This window comes from Bradyrhizobium canariense (genome assembly GCF_018130465.1).
GTDB classification, from domain to species: Bacteria; Pseudomonadota; Alphaproteobacteria; order Rhizobiales; family Xanthobacteraceae; genus Bradyrhizobium; species Bradyrhizobium canariense_C.
The window spans coordinates 133,972-151,846 of the sequence record NZ_JAFCKJ010000018.1 but is presented as its reverse complement, the minus strand read 5'-3'; the positions used below and the strand labels follow the sequence as shown (position 1 = coordinate 151,846).

General features: G+C 63.0%; 20 protein-coding genes. 9 read left to right on the top strand and 11 right to left on the bottom strand.

All coding sequences use genetic code 11. From position 1 onward, the window contains the following. Positions 1–86: 86 nt before the first annotated feature. Complete coding sequence (locus tag JQ591_RS32835) at positions 87–1,181, bottom strand: citrate synthase/methylcitrate synthase (protein ID WP_211400106.1); 1,095 nt, start codon at positions 1,179–1,181, stop codon at positions 87–89. Between the two features lie 75 nt (positions 1,182–1,256). Between JQ591_RS32835 and JQ591_RS32830 the strand changes: the two genes are divergently transcribed. Next, positions 1,257–2,486 (top strand): citrate synthase family protein, encoded by a 1,230-nt coding sequence (locus JQ591_RS32830; protein ID WP_211400105.1) that lies wholly within the window; start codon positions 1,257–1,259, stop codon positions 2,484–2,486. A gap of 137 nt (positions 2,487–2,623) precedes the next feature. On the opposite strand, the gene JQ591_RS32825 is transcribed toward JQ591_RS32830, so the two are convergent. Continuing rightward, positions 2,624–3,283, bottom strand: coding sequence for a DedA family protein (locus JQ591_RS32825; RefSeq protein ID WP_211400104.1), 660 nt, complete (start codon positions 3,281–3,283; stop codon positions 2,624–2,626). 296 nt (positions 3,284–3,579) lie between these two features. On the opposite strand from JQ591_RS32825, the gene cobS reads away from it, so the two are divergent. The 5 genes from cobS (at position 3,580) to JQ591_RS32800 (ending at position 9,540) form a co-directional block, all read left to right on the top strand. Next, a complete protein-coding gene (cobS, locus tag JQ591_RS32820) occupies positions 3,580–4,578 on the top strand; it encodes a cobaltochelatase subunit CobS (protein ID WP_211400103.1) in 999 nt (332 codons plus the stop codon). 159 nt (positions 4,579–4,737) lie between these two features. Continuing rightward, the gene (gene cobT / locus JQ591_RS32815) at positions 4,738–6,639 is read left to right on the top strand and encodes a cobaltochelatase subunit CobT (RefSeq protein WP_211400102.1); all 1,902 of its coding nucleotides are present in this window, start codon (positions 4,738–4,740) and stop codon (positions 6,637–6,639) included. Continuing rightward, a complete protein-coding gene (locus JQ591_RS32810) occupies positions 6,636–7,697 on the top strand; it encodes an esterase-like activity of phytase family protein (RefSeq protein WP_211400101.1) in 1,062 nt (353 codons plus the stop codon). The genes cobT and JQ591_RS32810 overlap by 4 nt, the downstream gene beginning before the upstream one ends. Positions 7,698–7,851: 154 nt before the next feature. After that, positions 7,852–8,964 (top strand): NADH:flavin oxidoreductase/NADH oxidase, encoded by a 1,113-nt coding sequence (locus tag JQ591_RS32805; protein WP_211400100.1) that lies wholly within the window; start codon positions 7,852–7,854, stop codon positions 8,962–8,964. Between the two features lie 168 nt (positions 8,965–9,132). Then, a complete protein-coding gene (locus JQ591_RS32800) occupies positions 9,133–9,540 on the top strand; it encodes a hypothetical protein (protein ID WP_211400099.1) in 408 nt (135 codons plus the stop codon). A gap of 96 nt (positions 9,541–9,636) precedes the next feature. Here JQ591_RS32800 and JQ591_RS32795 read toward each other — a convergent pair whose 3' ends face one another. The 3 genes from JQ591_RS32795 to JQ591_RS35625 form a co-directional block, all read right to left on the bottom strand. Next, positions 9,637–9,882, bottom strand: coding sequence for a PilZ domain-containing protein (locus JQ591_RS32795; RefSeq protein WP_211400098.1), 246 nt, complete (start codon positions 9,880–9,882; stop codon positions 9,637–9,639). A gap of 322 nt (positions 9,883–10,204) precedes the next feature. Then, a complete protein-coding gene (locus tag JQ591_RS32790) occupies positions 10,205–11,539 on the bottom strand; it encodes a DUF2235 domain-containing protein (RefSeq protein WP_211400097.1) in 1,335 nt (444 codons plus the stop codon). A 271-nt stretch (positions 11,540–11,810) separates the two neighbouring features. After that, positions 11,811–11,945: a hypothetical protein gene (locus tag JQ591_RS35625; RefSeq protein ID WP_283817994.1), complete on the bottom strand. Its 135-nt coding sequence runs from the start codon at positions 11,943–11,945 to the stop codon at positions 11,811–11,813. A 358-nt stretch (positions 11,946–12,303) separates the two neighbouring features. On the opposite strand from JQ591_RS35625, the gene JQ591_RS32785 reads away from it, so the two are divergent. From JQ591_RS32785 to JQ591_RS32775, 3 genes are all read left to right on the top strand, one after another. Further along, a complete protein-coding gene (locus JQ591_RS32785) occupies positions 12,304–12,570 on the top strand; it encodes a hypothetical protein (protein WP_211400096.1) in 267 nt (88 codons plus the stop codon). After that, positions 12,563–12,859: a hypothetical protein gene (locus tag JQ591_RS32780; protein WP_211400095.1), complete on the top strand. Its 297-nt coding sequence runs from the start codon at positions 12,563–12,565 to the stop codon at positions 12,857–12,859. Before JQ591_RS32785 ends, JQ591_RS32780 begins: the two co-directional genes overlap by 8 nt. Before the next feature lie 218 nt (positions 12,860–13,077). Continuing rightward, on the top strand, positions 13,078–13,356 hold the full coding sequence (locus JQ591_RS32775) for a DUF1488 family protein (protein ID WP_211400094.1): 279 nt from the start codon (positions 13,078–13,080) through the stop codon (positions 13,354–13,356). A 33-nt stretch (positions 13,357–13,389) separates the two neighbouring features. Here JQ591_RS32775 and JQ591_RS32770 read toward each other — a convergent pair whose 3' ends face one another. From JQ591_RS32770 to rpmB, 6 genes are all read right to left on the bottom strand, one after another. Continuing rightward, positions 13,390–14,046, bottom strand: coding sequence for a hypothetical protein (locus tag JQ591_RS32770; protein ID WP_211400093.1), 657 nt, complete (start codon positions 14,044–14,046; stop codon positions 13,390–13,392). Next, positions 14,043–14,462, bottom strand: coding sequence for a hypothetical protein (locus tag JQ591_RS32765; RefSeq protein ID WP_211400092.1), 420 nt, complete (start codon positions 14,460–14,462; stop codon positions 14,043–14,045). Before JQ591_RS32765 ends, JQ591_RS32770 begins: the two co-directional genes overlap by 4 nt. 145 nt (positions 14,463–14,607) lie before the next feature. Beyond that, a complete protein-coding gene (locus JQ591_RS32760) occupies positions 14,608–15,549 on the bottom strand; it encodes a CBASS oligonucleotide cyclase (RefSeq protein WP_211400091.1) in 942 nt (313 codons plus the stop codon). A 2-nt stretch (positions 15,550–15,551) separates the two neighbouring features. Beyond that, positions 15,552–16,526 (bottom strand): hypothetical protein, encoded by a 975-nt coding sequence (locus JQ591_RS32755; protein ID WP_211400090.1) that lies wholly within the window; start codon positions 16,524–16,526, stop codon positions 15,552–15,554. Further along, complete coding sequence (locus JQ591_RS32750; RefSeq protein ID WP_211400089.1) at positions 16,496–17,068, bottom strand: 7-cyano-7-deazaguanine synthase; 573 nt, start codon at positions 17,066–17,068, stop codon at positions 16,496–16,498. The genes JQ591_RS32755 and JQ591_RS32750 overlap by 31 nt, the downstream gene beginning before the upstream one ends. Before the next feature lie 194 nt (positions 17,069–17,262). Continuing rightward, on the bottom strand, positions 17,263–17,574 hold the full coding sequence (gene rpmB, locus JQ591_RS32745; RefSeq protein ID WP_007604603.1) for a 50S ribosomal protein L28: 312 nt from the start codon (positions 17,572–17,574) through the stop codon (positions 17,263–17,265). Positions 17,575–17,875 lie beyond the last annotated feature (301 nt).

Here is a 17,875-nt window from a genome sequence, read left to right as displayed (position 1 = left end):
TGCAGTTTCGGATCGATGGTGGGCACGGCGCAAGTGCGCCTTTGCCCACCCTACGATTCCGGGCTCGCGGGGACATCCGCGATACCTCACGCCTTCGGCATCGCCCCCACATACGACGAGCTCGGCCGGATCAGCCGCCCCGTCCGCTGTTGCTCGCGCGCATGCGCGGTCCAGCCGGCGGCGCGCGCTACCGCGAAGATCGGCGTGAAGGCCTGCCTCGGAATCGCCAGCGCATCGAGCAGGATCGCGGTGAAGAACTCGACATTCGTCTCCAGCGGCCGCTCCGGATTCTTCTTGCGCAACGCGCTGCGAATATAGGCCTCGACCTCGCCGGCGAAGGGAAGGTTGGCGCCGTTGGAGGCGAACGCTTCGATCGCGGTTTTGAGCACGTCGGCGCGCGGATCCCGCACGCGATAGACGCGGTGACCAAAGCCCATCATGCGCTCGCCGCGGGCGAGTGCCGCGTCCACCCAGGGCTGGATGCGCTCGCGCGAGCCGATCGCATCGAGCATTTCCAGCACCGGCTCCGGCGCGCCGCCGTGCAGCGGCCCCGTCAGCGCGCAATAACCGGCGGTCACGGCCGCAAATAGATCAGCCTGCGTTGAGGCCACCACGCGCGCGGTGAAGGTCGAGGCGTTCATACCGTGGTCGCTGGCGGTGACGAGATAAGCGTCCAACGCCGTGACCTCGCGTGCTTCAGGCGCGCGCCCGTGCAGCATGCGAAGCGTATCGGCAGCCTGGCTCACGTTCGGATCGGGCGCCACGGGATCGAGACCCTTGGCGCGGCGGACCAGCGCGCCCGCAATCACCGGGAATGCGCCGACGATGGTCGCCTCGTGCTCCAGCCCGTGCTCGGCGCGAAGTCCCGCAACCGCCGCGCGAAACCCGTCGATGATGCCCATGCCGCGCGTCGCCGGCAGCAGCTCATCCAGCCGCGCGAAGGCGCGCTCGCGTGCGGCGCCCAGGCTCGCCCGCACATTGGCTTCGCTTAAGCTGGTCTTGCTGGCGCCGTTCCAGAGCCGGGCGGTGACGCCCTCAAAGCTCGACTGGCTCGCCAGGCGGCCGACATGCTCGCCGGCGATGATCAGCTCGCCGCGCTCGCCGTCGACATGGCTCAGCACGGTTTCGGCCGCGGGAACGCCGTCCAGCCCGATCTGGCTCTTGGTGAGGTGGATGTTCATGGCCCAAATCTCCTTTGCACCAGCGAAAGGTCGGGCCTCTCGACAGATTGATCAATCTTGATTACATCAATCAATATGAAAAATTCCGAGGGGCTTTACCTCTCCGCCCGGGAAGCCGCCGCTGAGCTCGCGATCTCGCCGGCCACCCTCTACGCCTATGTCAGCCGCGGCCTGATCCGGTCCGAGCCGACGTCGAACTCGCGCAAAAACCGCTATCGCGCCGAGGACGTTCGGGCGCTGAAGGAGCGCCGGGTGCCGTCGCCGGAGCCGCGCGGCCTGCGCAGCTTCGATGCCGATCTGCCGGTCATGGACACGGAGATCTCCACCATCACGGAGGACGGCGCGATTTATCGCGGCGTCAATTGCGTCGATCTCGCCGAAAACGACACGCTGGAGCACACGGCGACGCTTCTGTGGGACGTCTCCGGCGTCGATCCGTTCGCGCCGGCCAATCAGCCTGCGCTATCCGAGGAGATGCGCGCGATCGCACAGGTCGCGCGCCGGGCGGCACCGATCGACCGTGCCATCGCCGTGCTCGCACTGGCCGCGAGCGCCGATCCCCGCGCGTTCACCCGTGCGCCGGATGGCCGCGCCATGGTCGGCGCGCGCATCGTCCGCCTGCTGGTGGCGACCATGCTCAATGCCGAGCCGTCAGCCGAGCCGCTGCATCAGGAGATCGCAAAGGCCTGGGCGCCCGACAACAAGCACGCTCCCGATTTGATCCGCCGCGCGCTCGTGCTGCTCGCCGATCATGAACTGAACGCCTCGACCTTCACCGCACGCTGCGCGGCGTCGACGGGGCTCAATCTCTACGATTCCGTCATCGCCGGCCTCGCCGCGCTGAAGGGGCCGAAGCATGGCGGCGCCGGTGTGCTGGCCTCGCAGCTCGTCAAGACGCTGGTCGATCGCGATGTCGCCCCGATGGTGCGCGAGCGTGTCGCGCTCGGCGAACGTTTTGCCGGCTTCGGCCACGGTGTCTACAAGCGCGGCGATCCCCGCGCGCAATCGCTGCTCAACGCGCTCTCTCGCGCCGGCGCGCCACGAAAATTCACCCGCGAAGTGCCGGAGCGGATCGCGGAGGCGACCGGCGAGCTCGTCAACATCGACTATGCGCTCGCCGTTCTGGTGCACGCGCTCCGCTGCCCGCCCGGCAGCGAGCTCGCGCTGTTCGCAATGGCCCGCAGTGTCGGCTGGATCGCGCATGCCAGCGAGCAGCTACAGCACGGCAAGCTGATCAGGCCGCGGGCACGTTATGTCGGGCCGGCGCCGGGGCGGAGGGCAGGCGCTGCTGATTCCAAGGGATAATCAAAAACCCTCATGGTGAGGAGCGCGGAACGCGCGTCTCGAACCATGCAGGCCTGGCTGCCGCCCGCGGCCATCCTTCGAGACGCCCGCCGTTGGCGGGCCCTCAGGATGAGGGTGGTGTGCTTGGATACAGGAGATCAACCCCGCGGCTTCGCCACCGCCACACCGCCACCATTCCGGCGGCGATAGATCCAGACCGCCAGGCCCAGAACGATCGCGATGCCGACCACGGCCAGCATCCAGATGTGCTTGCCGATATGCTCGTGATGCGGCAGGCCGGCATATTCGTGCAGGGCCGACACCGCCAGCACGCCCGGCAGCACATGGGCCGGGGCCCAGACCAGGATCGCGGGGATGTTGATTGCATAGAAGCGCGCGGGCGCCATGCCGAGCGCGCCGGCCGTAACCGGAACGAAGGCGCGGATCGGCGGCACGAAGCGGGCGAAGAACACCGCCCAGGTGCCGAAGCGGTGGAAGAAGTTCTCGCTCTGCTCGACCACGCGCGGATAGTTGGTCAGCGGCCAGGTGTTGAGGATCTCCCGTTGCTGCCGGTGCCCGACCCAGTAGGCCGAACCATCGCCGAGCACTGCGCCGAGCGCCGCCGCCAGCAGCACCCATTGCAGCTTGAGCTCGCCGCCCGGGACCAAGGCGCTCAGCGCCAGGATGATGGTCGAGCCAGGGATCACCGACCCCACCACCGGAACGGCCTCCAGCAGGGCCGCCAGGAACAGGGTCAGATAGGCCAGCCCCGCATGGGCCGAGACAAATGAAATGAGGGGATCGAGAAAGGACGTCACGTCGTCTCTGTGGTGGGATTGGGCTTTGGGGTTCGGACCCTACATAAGTCACGAGGCGCGGTAAAAGTGCCACCCGCGTGGGCAGGACCGTGCCTTCGGCACGAAATTCAAGCGTGATTCGCAGAGCAGCCTTCCAAAAATCGCGTTCCTTGCCTATCTAAATGAAAAGACAACGGAACTTTGATTGGGGGGCGGGCTTCTGCCCGCACGTTGTCTCTGATAGGTTCGCGACCGCACCCAGCCGCAGCCAACGTGCACTAACTGGTCACGGGATCGCCCGGGACCTCGGAGGATTGATGACGACCGCCGCGATGTCCAAAGTTGAGGGAGTTTCCGGTTTGCCCGACATGAAGGTGTCGGTGCGCCAGGTGTTCGGGATCGACAGTGATCTCGAAGTCCCAGCCTATTCCGAAGTCGATCCTCACGTGCCCGAAGTCGATTCCGATTACCGCTTCGATCGCGCCACCACGCTCGCCATTCTCGCCGGCTTCGCCCACAACCGCCGCGTCATGGTCACGGGCTATCACGGCACCGGCAAATCCACCCATATCGAGCAGGTCGCCGCGCGGCTGAACTGGCCCTGCGTGCGCGTCAACCTCGACAGCCACATCAGCCGTATCGACCTCGTCGGCAAGGACTCGATCGTGGTCCGCGACGGCAAGCAGGTCACCGAATTCCGCGACGGCATCCTGCCCTGGGCGCTCCAGCACAACATCGCGCTGGTGTTCGACGAATACGACGCCGGCCGCCCGGACGTGATGTTCGTGATCCAGCGCGTGCTGGAAGTCTCCGGCCGCCTGACGCTGCTCGACCAGAACAAGGTGATCAAGCCGCACCCGTGCTTCCGCATGTTTTCGACCGCCAATACCGTCGGCCTCGGCGACACCTCGGGCCTCTATCACGGCACCCAGCAGATCAACCAGGGCCAGATGGATCGCTGGTCGATCGTCACCACGCTGAACTATCTCGCCCATGACGAGGAAGTGGAGATCGTGCTGGCCAAGGCCAAGCACTATCGCACCCAGGAGGGCCGCGACATCGTCAACAAGATGGTGCGCCTCGCCGATCTCACCCGTAACGCCTTCGCCAATGGCGATCTGTCGACGGTGATGAGCCCGCGCACGGTGATCACCTGGGCGGAAAACGCCGACATCTTCAGCGATATCGGCTTCGCCTTCCGCGTCACCTTCCTCAACAAGTGCGACGAGCTCGAACGTCCTCTCGTCGCCGAGTTCTACCAGCGCTGCTTCAACGCGGAGCTGCCGGAATCGTCGGTGAACGTGGCGCTGTCCTGATCTTGTGTGATGTCGTCCCGGCGAAAGCCGGGACCCATACCGCGTGATGTCTCGGGTGAAGCGACGCCGATAGTTTCCTGAAATAATAGCGGCCGGTGGTTATGGGTCCCGGCCCCCGTGCGCAATTGCGCACTAGGCCGGGACGACGGATAGGGTGAAATGACCACCTCCAACTCAAAATTCCGTAACACCAAGGAAGCTCCGACCGAGCCGTTCAAGCGCTCGGTGGCTTCGTGCCTGAAGGCGATCGCCAAGTCGCCCGAGCTCGACGTCAGCTTCGCCGCCGAGCGCCCTGGGCTCGCACCGGGCAAGGCGCGGCTGCCCGAGCCCGCGCGAAAAATGACCAGGCGTGATGCCGCGATCGTGCGCGGCCATGCCGACTCGATCGCGCTCAAGCTCGCCTGTCACGATCCGAAGCTGCATCGCAAGCTGATGCCGGGCAATCCGCAGGCGCGCGGCGTGTTCGAGGCGGTGGAGCAGGCCCGTGTCGAGGCGATCGGTGCGCGGCGCATGGCGGGCGTTGCGAAAAATCTCACCGCGATGCTCGACGACCATTTCCATCGCGGCAAGTTCGACGAGATAACCGATCGCGCCGACGCGCCGCTCGCCGACGCGCTGGCGATGCTGGTGCGCGAACGCCTGACCGGCATGGCGCCGCCGACGGCCGCGAAGAAGATGGTCGATCTCTGGCGTCCTATTCTCGAAGACAAGATCGGCAGGCGGCTCGACCGGCTCGATACCCTGGTCGAGGACCAGACCAGGTTCGGCGATGCCGTGCATGATCTCCTGACCGCGCTCGAGATCGGTGACGAGCGCAACGCCGACAGTGAAGACAATGACGACAACGACGAGAACCAGGACGGCGACAACGACCAGTCCGGCGCCGAGGGCTCGCCCGATTCCGACGCCGCGCAGGAGATGAGCGCCGACCAGGCGCAGGCGTCGAGCGAGGAGATGAGCGAGAGCGCGATGGAAAGCGCGCAGGCCTCGACCTCCGACACCTTCGACGACGGCGAGCTCGGCGACGACGAGACGCCGGGCGAGGCGACGCGGCCGAATTCGCACGGCAAGAACGAGCCGCGCGGGCCGGAATATCACGCCTTTGCGCCGAAGTTCGACGAGGTCATCGCCGCCGAAGACCTCTGCGACCATGACGAGCTGGAGCGCCTGCGCGCCTATCTCGACAAGCAGCTCGCGCATCTGCAGGGCATCGTCGCCCGTCTCGCCAACCGGCTGCAGCGCCGGCTGATGGCGCAGCAGAACCGCGCCTGGGAGTTCGATCTCGAAGAGGGCATTCTGGACCCCGCGCGCCTGTCGCGCGTGGTGACCGATCCCTATCACCCGCTGTCCTTCATGCACGAGAAGGAGGCGACGTTCCGCGACACCGTGGTGACGCTGCTGCTCGACAATTCCGGCTCGATGCGCGGCCGCCCCATTACGGTCGCGGCGACCTGCGCCGACATCCTCGCCCGCACGCTGGAGCGTTGCGGCGTCAAGGTCGAGATTCTCGGCTTCACCACGCGCGCCTGGAAGGGCGGGCAATCGCGCGAGGCGTGGCTTGCCGCCGGCAAGCCGGCCAATCCCGGTCGTCTCAACGATCTCAGGCACATCATCTACAAATCCGCCGACGCCCCGTGGCGCCGTGCGCGGAAGAATCTCGGCCTGATGATGCGCGAGGGGCTGCTGAAGGAGAACATCGACGGCGAGGCGCTCGACTGGGCGCACAAGCGCCTGCTCGGCCGGCCCGAGCAGCGCAAGATCCTGATGATGATCTCGGACGGCGCGCCGGTCGACGATTCCACGCTGTCGGTCAATCCCGGCAATTACCTCGAGCGGCACCTGCGCCACATCATCGAGGAGATCGAGACCCGCTCGCCGGTCGAGCTGATCGCGATCGGCATCGGCCATGACGTGACGCGCTATTATCGCCGCGCGGTGACGATCGTGGACGCCGAAGAGCTCGGCGGCGCCATCACCGAAAAGCTCGCCGAACTGTTCAGCGAGACCAACACCGCGCCCACGCAACCGGCCAACCGCCCGCGCCGCAAACTGCATTCGTGAGCAACCATCGATCCCGCCGCAGCTTTATCGGCCACGCGGCGGCGGGATTTTCCACTCTCGCACTTTCTCGCCTGGCGCAGGCGCAGCCTGCGCCGAAGCCGGCGCTCATCGAGCACGCCGTCGCCGCGCCCGTCGGCATCGAGGTCAACGCGCGGCCGATTCCCAATTTCGAGCCGCGCGACCGCGCGCGCACGCGCTTCGGTTCGCTGGAGTATCGCGGCGGCCTCGTGCTGACCTCGCCCTATAGCCGCTTCGGCGGCCTGTCCGGCTTCCGCTTCCTCGATACCAAGGGCGAGCGCTTTCTCGCGATCTCCGACCAGGCCACCTGGTTCACCGGTCGCATCCGTTATGCCGGGCGCAGCATGACGGGTCTCGACGACGTCGAGGCCGCGCCGGTGCTCAATGCGGAGGGGCGGCCGATCACGGAGAAGCGGCTGTGGTACGACACCGAGTCACTCGCGCGCGACGGCGACCTCGTCTATGTCGGGCTCGAGCGCGTCAACCAGATCATGCGGTTCGATTTTTCGAAGGGCGGCACAAGCGCCCGCGGCGAGGTGCTGCAGACGCCGCCGGCGGTGCGCAAGCTGCCCTATAACAAGGGGCTCGAGGCGCTGGTGTTTGTCCCCAAAGGGCAGCAGCTCGCGGGCAGCTTGATCGCGCTGTCGGAGGGCGGCTTCGATGCCGACGGCAATCTGATCGGATTTTTGATCGGCGGCCCGACACCCGGCCAGTTCAGCATCCGCCGCACCGACCAGCAGCTCATCAGCGACGCCGTGCTGCTGCCCTCGGGCGATCTCCTGATCCTCGAACGCAAATTCTCCTGGTTTACCGGCGTCGACATCCGCATCCGCGCGATCCCCCTGAAGTCGATTGCGCCCGGCGCGGTGGTCGACGGCCCCGCGCTGTTCAGGGCCGATCTCGGCCAGGAGATCGACAACATGGAAGGCATCGACGCCCACGTCACCGCCGAGGGCGAGACCGTGCTGACGCTGGTGTCGGACGACAATTTCTCGCTGCTTCAGCGCACGTTGCTGTTGCAGTTCGCGCTGGTGGAGTAGGGCTCCGCTTTCGCCAGGACGACGACTGAGGGTGTGACGCGCAATGCATGCCGCCACGGGCGGCCATTCCCGCCGCGCAGGTGGCAATCCGCCATCCGCCCACTACACTTCATGCAATCGCTTCCACCCTCCCTCCCTTTTGGAACTCCCCCGCATGAGCGCCCTGTTTTCCCCGATCAAGCTGCGCGGCCTGACCTTGAAGAACCGCATCGTGGTGTCGCCGATGTGCCAGTATTCGGCCGAAGACGGTGTTCCCACCGACTGGCACTTCACCCACATCAACAATCTCAGCCTGTCGGGCGCGGCGATGTTCTGCATCGAGGCGACCCATGTCGAGGCGATCGGCCGCATCACGCCGGGCTGCCTCGGGCTCTACAGCGATGCCGCCGAGGCCGCGCTGAAGCAGGTCCTCACCTCGGTGCGGAAACATTCTTCCACCGCAGTGGCGATGCAGCTCGCGCATGCCGGCCGGAAAGCGAGCAGCGCGCGGCCCTGGGACGGCGGCCAGCTGATCCCGCAGGATCAGGGCGGCTGGCAGACGGTGGCGCCGTCGGCGCTGCCGCACAAGGAGGGCGAGGCCGCGCCGCTGGCGCTCGATGCCGCGGGCCTCAAGCGCATCCGCGACGCCTTCGTCGATGCCGCCAAACGCGCCGATCGCATCGGCATCGACGCGATCGAGCTGCACGGCGCGCACGGCTATCTCATGCATCAGTTCCTGTCGCCGATCTCGAACAGGCGCACCGACGAATATGGCGGCTCGCTCGAGAACCGCATGCGCTTCCCGCTGGAGGTGTACGACGCGGTCCGCGCGGTGTTCCCGCACGACAAGCCGGTCGGCATGCGGGTGTCGTCGACCGACTGGGTCGAGGGCGGCTGGGATCTGGCGCAGACCATCGCATTCGCAAACGCGCTGAAGGCGCGCGGCGTCGACTGGATCGATGCCTCCTCCGGCGGCGTCTCGCCGTTGCAGAAGATCGCGCTCGGTCCCGGCTACCAGGTGCAGTTTGCCGAGGCCATCAAGCGCGAGACGGGACTTCCCACCATTGCCGTCGGCCTGATCACCGAAGCCAGGCAGGCCGAAGAGATCGTCGCATCCGGCAAGGCCGACATGGTCGCGCTCGCCCGCGGCATGCTCTACGACCCCCGCTGGGCCTGGCACGCCGCAGCCGACATCGGCGGCGAGGTCGAAGCGCCGCCGCAATACTGGCGCTCGCAGCCCTCGACGCAGAAGGCGCTGTTCGGCAAGACCACGTTCGGGGCGCGGTAGGGGGGCGGTGGATTTGGCGCGGGTACGATCATCCCTGATCATCAGGAGTACTCCGTTCGGTCAGGGTCACCGCATCGCCACCACCTCACGCATCCGTAACCCCCGTTGCCTTCCACCTTCCACAAAACAGGCCTAACCTTGCGCGCACTCAAGCCTGCGAGGCCTGTCATGCGTTTTCGTGTCCGGAAGGCTGCTCATGTGCTGGAGCGCGTTGGCCTCGCGATGGCGGGGGCCGCGTGCGGGCTGTTCGTCGGCGCCTATGTCGGATCTGCGATTGCGTCGCTCACCACGCAGGGCTTTCTGCTGGGGATGATGCTGCTCGGCGTCCTCGGCTTCTATCTCGGCATCGACACGCCGCAGCTTCCGTTCGACGAGGCCCACAGCCAGCTCGACGCCGCGGAATTCCTGAGCGCTGCCGGCACGCTCTGCGCGACGCTCACCGCCTTTGCCTCCATCGCCATCATCGTGCTGCGGCTCGAGCCGCACGTGGCCTGGACCTGGCTCGCTCTGATCGGCTGGATCGCCGGCGTCGCCATGCAGATCGTCGCGGGCGCGAAGGCCCGGATGCGGAAGTAAGGGAGTGGGGCAAGGTGGTGCACGCTCCAGATTCCGCCGTCGTCCTGGCCTAGTGCGCAATTGCGCACTAGGCCAGGACGACGGGGAGGGTTCGCTCTAGAACACCACGCCGACCCGCGTGCCGCGCTTCCAGGCGATCCGGCAGCGTTTTTTCGTGTTCACGTGCAGCAGCTCGAACCTGTCGGGAATCGTCACCTGGCCGCCGAGATCGACGCAGGCCCCGCCGGGCGAATAGTCGATCAGCGTGCAGACGATCACAGGCGCGCGCGGGTCGGTGATGATCTTGGCCTGGCGGGACACCAGGCCGGCGGGTTTGACGCGGGCATGTCGTCGCGGATGCATTGGCACTCTCCTCCAATTTCCGCGGATAGCGCGGGTGGTCCGGCCGATGATGCAGAGGAGTTGATGCGATCCGGCTAAGGCGGGGCGGAGAATTTTAATGAAAAGTGTCGGCGAAGGGTGAAAGCGGCGGTAGCGGGGTGGGGTGGTGGCTGTATTTTGGCGTCGTCCTGGCGAAAGCCAGGACCCATTACCCCAGGACGTGCTTTGGCGAAGATTCGTTGTTCGGTACGTCTACTACCCGCAATCGAAAGATCACGCGGTATGGGTCCTGGCTTTCGCCAGGACGACACCTTTTTCTGGCACCAGTACCTGCAAGCAAACCTCACCCCGCCACGATCTCGCCCGCCTCGCCGGAGCCCGCATGCGGCGGCACCGGCATCGGCACCGTCACATAATCCTTCGGCAAGTTCACCGGCCGGTACCCCGGCTCCACCGCCATCCGCTTCAGCACGCTCTCATGCACATGCGCGCCTTCGGGGATGACGCGCGGTTCGCAATCGGGGATGTAGAACCCCAGAAACACCTTCCGCTCCGGCCATTCCTTGTAGGTCGCGCTCTTCGGCAGATACTCCAGCACGCGCCAGAGCGCCGTCATCGAATTATGCAATTCGCCCGTCTTGCCGGTGTAGGCAGGCTCGACGTATTGGAACGGCGAGTTCTTGCGCTGGATGCCCCAGGCGAGCTGGTTCACCGTGCGCGGGTTGAAGTTCAGCCCGGCCTTCTCCGCCTGCTCGATCATCCAGATCAGCGGATATTTGGACTCGCCGCTCTCGGCCTCGGGATAGCCGCCGCCGACGTCGCAATGCACGCCGGCGAACCACACCTGTAAGATGTCCTGCGGCTCCTTCTTGTGATCCGGCACGAAGCGGTTGCGCCAGTATTCCTGCGGCTCCTCATAGTCCTTGAGGCGGAACATGCAGCGCCGCTCGTCGATCGCGATCGCCTGCCGGAAGATGTTGACGCTGGGATTGCGGAGCGTGAAGGCGAGCTCCTCCAGGCTGAACACGAAGAAGAAATTGTCACGCCGCGGCACGATCACGCTCGCCACCGTGTCCCAGACGCCGATGAAGTGGATGGTCGGCCAGCGCGAGGAGGTGATGCGCGCGAACTGCGCGGCGAGATCGAACTCGTCCTTCGGCAGCGGCCCGTTCTCGTCGGAGCCCGCGTCCTTGAGGTCCTCGATGTCGTTGCCGCGCCCGGTGCCGGAATATTGCTTGTAGGCGACGAGGCCACTGCCGGCGAGATTGGCCTGCTCCGGCGAGATCAGGCCGATCTTGTGGATCAGCCCCGCCAGCACGCGAACCGTGTAGGCACCGCGTGAAAAACCGAACAGGTAGATCTTGTCGCCCGGCGCGTAATGCTCGACCAGGAAGCAATAGGCCGACAGCACGTTGTCGTCGAGCCCGTAGCCGGTGGCGAGCCCCAGCACCAGGTTGACGTTGGCCTTCCAGCGATGCCACGTCGACGGCTCCGTCACCGTGCCGACCCCGGGATCGTAAAACACCATCTGCCGCGGCTGCGTCTTGTCGGTCTTGCGCAGGCAGCGATAGAGCTTCAGGACGTTGGAGATGTTCTCCGAGATCTCGTTGCCGGTGCCGTCACAGCAGATGACGAGGTTTTTCTCGGATTTGTGGTCGGTGATGCGGTCCTGCTCCACGGTATACCCCTCCCGGTAATGCTACCCGGGCGAGTATAGCGGAAAAGCGCGACGGACAAGAGACGACGGTGGTTCTTCCCCTCTCCCCTTGTGGGAGAGGGTGGATCAATCGCGCTCCGCGCGATTGAGACGGGTGAGGGGCCTCTACTCCGCGCATGAATCTCTTGCGTCAGAACTCCGCGAAACAACCCCTCATCCGCCTTGCCTTCGGCAAGTCACCTTCTCCCACAAGGGGAGAAGGGAAGACAGCGCGAGCCCTGCTCGCCCGCCCCTACTTCTTCTTCCCCTGACCGATCTCCGGCTGCCAGGCGGCATCCTTGCGGCTCGGTGCCGCGGCGCTGGCCTTGACCTTGTCCTTCTTCGGCTTCTTGGTCTCGCGGTTGCTGCGTTGCTGTCCCTTGGCCATGACGTCCGTCTCCTCTGTGGTTTCGTGTTCGTCCGCGTGCGAGATTGGTGCTGCAATATCCGCATGGAATGGCGACGGGATCTATCTGCCCGAACCATTGAAAATCGCCGCTGCGCGCACGAGGCGCGGAAGATGCAGCGCAACATCGACGCGCGGCAATTGCGTGAGCTGCGCTGACGTGGTCGAGCGTACGCCCGCACCATGCCGATTGCGAGGACTAAAACGCCGCGCGCGAGTGCTGCGATCGGCCTTAAGTGTCGGCCCGCGCTGACATAATGCTGGCTATTGCCGGGCAACAGGCGCATGGTTCGCTGCAGTTGGCGTCGGTTGGGGCCCCTTCTTTGCGAAAGGCAGGCGCATGACCATCCGCTCGCGACGAGAAACCATCACCTTCAAGCATCCATTCCACATCCGCGGCGTCGAGCGCGAGTTGCCGGCCGGCGCCTATGAGGTCGTCACCGACGAGGAGATGATCGAGGGCCTGTCCTTCGCGTCGTATCGCCGCATCGCCACCATCATCACGGTGCCGTCCGCGGACGTGCGGGGCGCGACGGAGATGCTGTCGATCGGCTCGGTCGACCTTGCGGATGCCCAACGCATCGACGCGAGTGCCGCCAATGACTGACATCCCGGTCGATCTCGACAGCCATCGCGGCATGGCCGCCCAGAAGGCGACCGATCTGCGCCGCGCGCTGGCCGATGTCGAGGCCCAGGTCAGGGAGCTGCGCGAGCGCGAGGCCGATCTGGAAAACCGCATGATGTCGGTGCCGGCCGCGTCCTGGCCGGAGGCCGCCGTGAAGGCCCGCCATCTGCTCAACCTCTATGCCGCGGGCCTGCCCGCCGAGGACACCCGCCACCGTGCGCTGGTGGCCGCGCTGTTCGACGATTTCGCAAGGCTCAACGGCGACAGCTGAAGGCGGCCAACTCGTGTCTCCATCGCGCAATGCTCGCAAACACAGGCGTCCTCCCGGCCGCGTGCGCAATGGCGCACGGGGGCCGGGACCCATAACCACCGAAGTGAGTTGTTGTGCATGCTTGTGCCACAGCGTGCTTCGATAACGCTGACCGGCGTCCCCCGTGCGCCGTTGCGCAACTCAGCCGGGACGACGCGTGGCCGTAAAGGAGTTACCCCATGACGCTCACCACCAGCCGCTTCATCGGCCACGACCAGGACCGCGGCATCGTCCAGTTCTCGATGCAGGACGGACCCAAGGAGATCGCCTGCGCGATCTCGACCTCCGCGATGGACGACCTCGAGCGCGGCCCGCGCGCCAGGCCCAGCGAGCGCGAAGCCCAGTTCACCCGCCTGCGCGAGCGCATCGAAGCCTGCACCGGACGCAAATATCAGGCGACGGAGTTCGAGGGCACACCGCCGGGGATCGTGCTGCGGAGCATTGATTTTCGGGGGTAGGGGGAGGCGTCTACGCCGGAAGCATCGGTCCGATCAGTTGCTGCAATGGTCGCTGGCCGCAATGGAAGTGGGGCCAGCTTTCGATCGTTCCGCAAAACGCCATAACACAATGTCGGCAACGCTTAGACGGTCGCCGGTGCGCTCTGAGATCGCCAAGCACATATCATGTACGCTGCAATAGCCGAACCGCGTCGCAAGTCGAGCTAAATGCCGATCGGGCTTTGCCACATCGAATCCGAGATTCTTGGCGAGATGCGTGGCAGTTATGGGACCAATGAACGGCAGGATCTGACAGGAATCGAAATCCGCAATCAAGGAACCTTTGAAGTTGGCAAAGCCAATCTGGTCCAAGACGCCGGCCGTGTGCGTAATGGCTCTAAGTTTTCTAATGTTGCCGAAGGCTCTAGCGGCAGCATTGCTGCACACATCGCCGAGTTCGAATATTTCCTTTGCAGAAGACCAATCACAATAGCAAAGCGAAATGTAGTCAAAATACTTTCTGATGACCGCTTCTCGAAAGCCGGAATTCAACACGACCCACGCATACTCACGCAAGAAGTCTGACTCCGAAAAATCTGCCTGTTGAAGCTCTGCTTGCCAACGAATCTCGCCCGAAAAGTCCGAGCGTTCGATCCAGGTCTTTGCAGTCTGGTAGTAGGCAAAAAGGTCTGTCGATGGACTGCGAGTCATCTCAAATTGTCGCGCAAAATCAATTTAAGCTTCGTTAACCATAATGCTGATCCCGGCCGTTCGTCTAGCATTTTGCTCAGTGCTACTTTCATCTTGTGACGGCGCTTCAGAGGCAAGAAGTCTTTCTCGGGCACTCCCGCCCCGACGTCGCTTGCCATATCGTATCGGTCGGCAAGCCGCTGGAAATCACGTGATGCGATCTGGCCCTGTTCTGCAAGCAGGTATCCCGCTTCCCGCTTCACCTCGGCGTACATTGTAAAGCTGCGCTGATGGGCTTCGCTCCGCCCTCGCCAGTCGGCCTTAAACTGAACAAGCGTCAGTCCGAATGTGAACGCGCCGAGCAGTCCGATCCAGAGCGGAGCCTCCAGATGAGGGGGAGTCAGCCAGGACGTGAGGTGCGGGTCCACAAATCCCATGCACGTTGTCCATCCGGCTAGGAGAAGGATAACAACATCACAATAGAACTGTCTGTTAGCGAAGCGATCCCGTAAGGCGGCGTGCGCTGAACAAAGTTGGTCAGCGACTCGCTGCATGTGTTCGATTTGGGTTCGAAGAGCTGCATCACTCATCGGCCAATCCAAAGAGCGCCTTCCATTGATCGTGGGACATATGCGCGCTCGCATTTCTCATTCGCTTTGCGATCCTTCCGAGTACATGGCTTGAGGCAACACGCGAAGCGCTGTTTGTCTCGCCAAGATAGCCATCAACGTGGATTGATTGGCCGGTGCTGTCCCGTATCGGTTGCAGTACGAGTTCGCGAGCGCGTTCAAAAAAAACGGGCAGCATCGCTGCGCTGGTCTTTGCACCCTGATAATCCCTAAACGCAGCTATGGCCAAGCTCTCAACGTGATAGCCTGTTAGGCGTTGCTTCTCCGGCAGAGTGCCAATAACTGCCTTGGCCAACTTGATCGTGGGGACAAGTTTTCCGCCGCACTCATCATTGCGCGCAGTTAGGGCCTTTTGAAATTCTTGCGGCGCGATATGAGACCAGCCGTCGCGTAGAAAAGAGGGAACCCTTAGGCCACCATTGGTGCGGAATGCGGGGAGAAGTTGAATCTGCATCGCATCTTTGTACTCGATCGTAACGGCAAGGCGGCCTGCCGCGACCGTCGCAGAAGTCGGAACGGCATTTCGGATAATCTCGGAAATCCTTTCAAGCGCAGCGGAGGGCTTATCGCCTTCGAAGTCCAATTGGCTAAAAACTAAAAGCGAATCGATATCGCTAATTCCATCAACATATGTGTGCTTTGCTACTGATCCGCCGAATAGCAAGTCCACGGATTCCTCCAAGGTGTCGCTAAGTTCATCCTTGATCTCCGAAAGACGATCCTGAACGAGGTCGACATTGCGACTATTGGCTGAAGCGAGCAATTCGCCGAGTAATGAGTTCAGGTCCGTCTCGAACACCTTGACGGTCGTCTCGTCTTCCGCCTTACGCACTTGCTTAGCGAGTTGCTCCGGAGACCTGTGCTGAAAGACATTTCCGCCGCCGCTTCCGCCCATGTTCAATCTCCGGCAATTTCTGCGCACATGGCCTGATAAGCGCTTCTTATGAGTTCGCTATGTTTCCCAAAATGCTCAAATTCGCTATCGTTGACATGCTTCGACATGTTTAGGCGCATTTGCTGCATGTACTGATAGTTGTTTGACCAGCAGCACCCTTCTACGATATCAGAATTCATACTGATGGGCATTTTCAGAGCTCCAAAGGAATGCCGATAGACTGTATCTCCGTCAGCAAACGCGTATCGAAGCCAAGTGAGCCCATCAAATATGTCTGCACCTGCTAGGAAAAAAAGGTAGGTGGAGATCGTGTCGAGGCTTCCAAATATGTGTATAGGCAGATCTGGATGATGTCGGTCGAGCGCCTTCCTAAGCCGCGCTACGTTTGCCATGCGGTTCAAGATTGAATCGCCGATCTCCTTTTCCGTGACGCCCACAATGGCGAATTCCCTGAGCTTGCCGAGATGTGGAGTGACTCGATCAAGATGTAGCCTGATTCCTTTTTCGCCCTCAGGTTTGAACAATATTGATCGTGCGTGTTCGCCCAAAGGAATGGGAAGCCTGCGGGCGCGTTCTATCTGATCCTTTGTGTCCACTCGATACTTGGGGTGATCGAAGCTGGTGAAGATGGTCGGAGAGAGGCTAGACCAATTTCGAACGACGTCATCGTACTTCTCGGGAGACCACTCTCTAGGAGAGTGATCGCCTTCATAGATTTCTGACAAATCAGAATCTTTGGATGCTTCGTATCCGCCGCTGTCGAGGAATATTGCAGAGGCAAAATCAAGCTCAGGTAACAGCAATCCGTAGGAGATGTCGTAAGCGCTGACCAGTACCTGATCAGCGATGTATTCTTCGCATGCCTTGAGTATCTTCTGTACCTTCGGAAAGCCTTTGCTGGAGAACGAAGGCAAAAGAATAGGTGTCTTCAGTTCAGTGCCATTGCTTAATCTGACGAAGCGCCTTTTAGCGAACATTCTAGCCTCGCTCGGTCGAGACAAGATGTACACCGACCACAAGGAGGCGAACTGCCAGCCTCACAGCTGTACGTGTTTTCGAGGGGAATGCCTTGGGAGAGGAAATAGCTGTAAACGTCATCTTTGCTCCAACGAACAAAAGGCGCCAAGACGGATAGTTTTCCGTCGGAGCACTGTTGAATGAGGGCATCTATCTTCTGCATGAAATCGGATGAGCAGTCGTAATAGGCAGTACCGCTATGAACCCCGATAGCTATTCCGCCTGAGTCGCAGTTTCCGAGTAGTGCCGCAGCAAAAATCAAAAAAGCATTCCTTCCGACTAACTCGCCTGCGCCATATGAGCGGAGCGAGTTGACCTGAATCTGGTCAACGGGAATTCCGATTATTTCCTTCAGTTGCGCGACTGATTTTTGCTCCATCTCACGTGATGCTTGTCCAAAGTCGATAAACAGCCCCCGGACCGCTAACCCTTTAGCCTTCAGCAGCATTGCTACTGATGCGGAGTCGATTCCTCCGCTAAGCAGGACTGTCGCCTTGTTCATGGACGCTACCCTACAGGCGAATCATCGGTCGGTGCCCTTAAACCTTAGGTGGTGGCTGCCAGCGAGGTCTAGACCGCATTGATCAATGTGCAACGCAAAAACGGCCGGATCTTCCGATCCGGCCGTCACGCAAACTCTACTTGGCTAAGCCTACGCCACGCGACGCTACTTAGCCCCCGCCCAATTCGAAATTCTTAGCTCGCCTTCTTCGCCGGCGCGGGGGTCGGGCCGACCTTCTTCTGGATGGCGCGCTTCAGCTCGAGGGCGCGCGGCGACAGCACGGCGGCCTTGGCCTTGAGCAGGAAGGGATCGAGGCCGCCATTGTGGTCGACGCTCTTGATCGCGTTGGTGGAGACGCGCAGGCGCACGTTGCGGCCCAGCGCTTCGCTGATGAAGGTCACGTTGACCAGGTTCGGCAGGAAGCGGCGCTTGGTCTTGATGTTGGAGTGGCTGACCGTGTGGCCGACTTGGGGGCCCTTGGCCGTCAGTTCGCAGCGGCGAGACATGTCAAAATCCTTGTTCGAGCCCCCAACGAGTGCGGCCGCCATCCGGGGCGCCACGGGGGCTAATTCTTTCGTCCTTGCAGGGAGCGGGCGGACGTATAGGGGGGAAGCGGCGAGCCGTCAAGGTTTTGGGGCGGGTTTCGTGCTCCAGGGTAGCCGTCATCGCCCGGCTTTGACCGGCGATCCAGTACTCCGGGCCGGTGCGGCTGACCAGAGGGGCCGCAGCGTCCCGGATGCCCCGGTCAAGCCGGGGCATGACGGGCGGAGGTGGCGGGGTGAGGTGCGCGCTTCTGCCCCGCCCCCG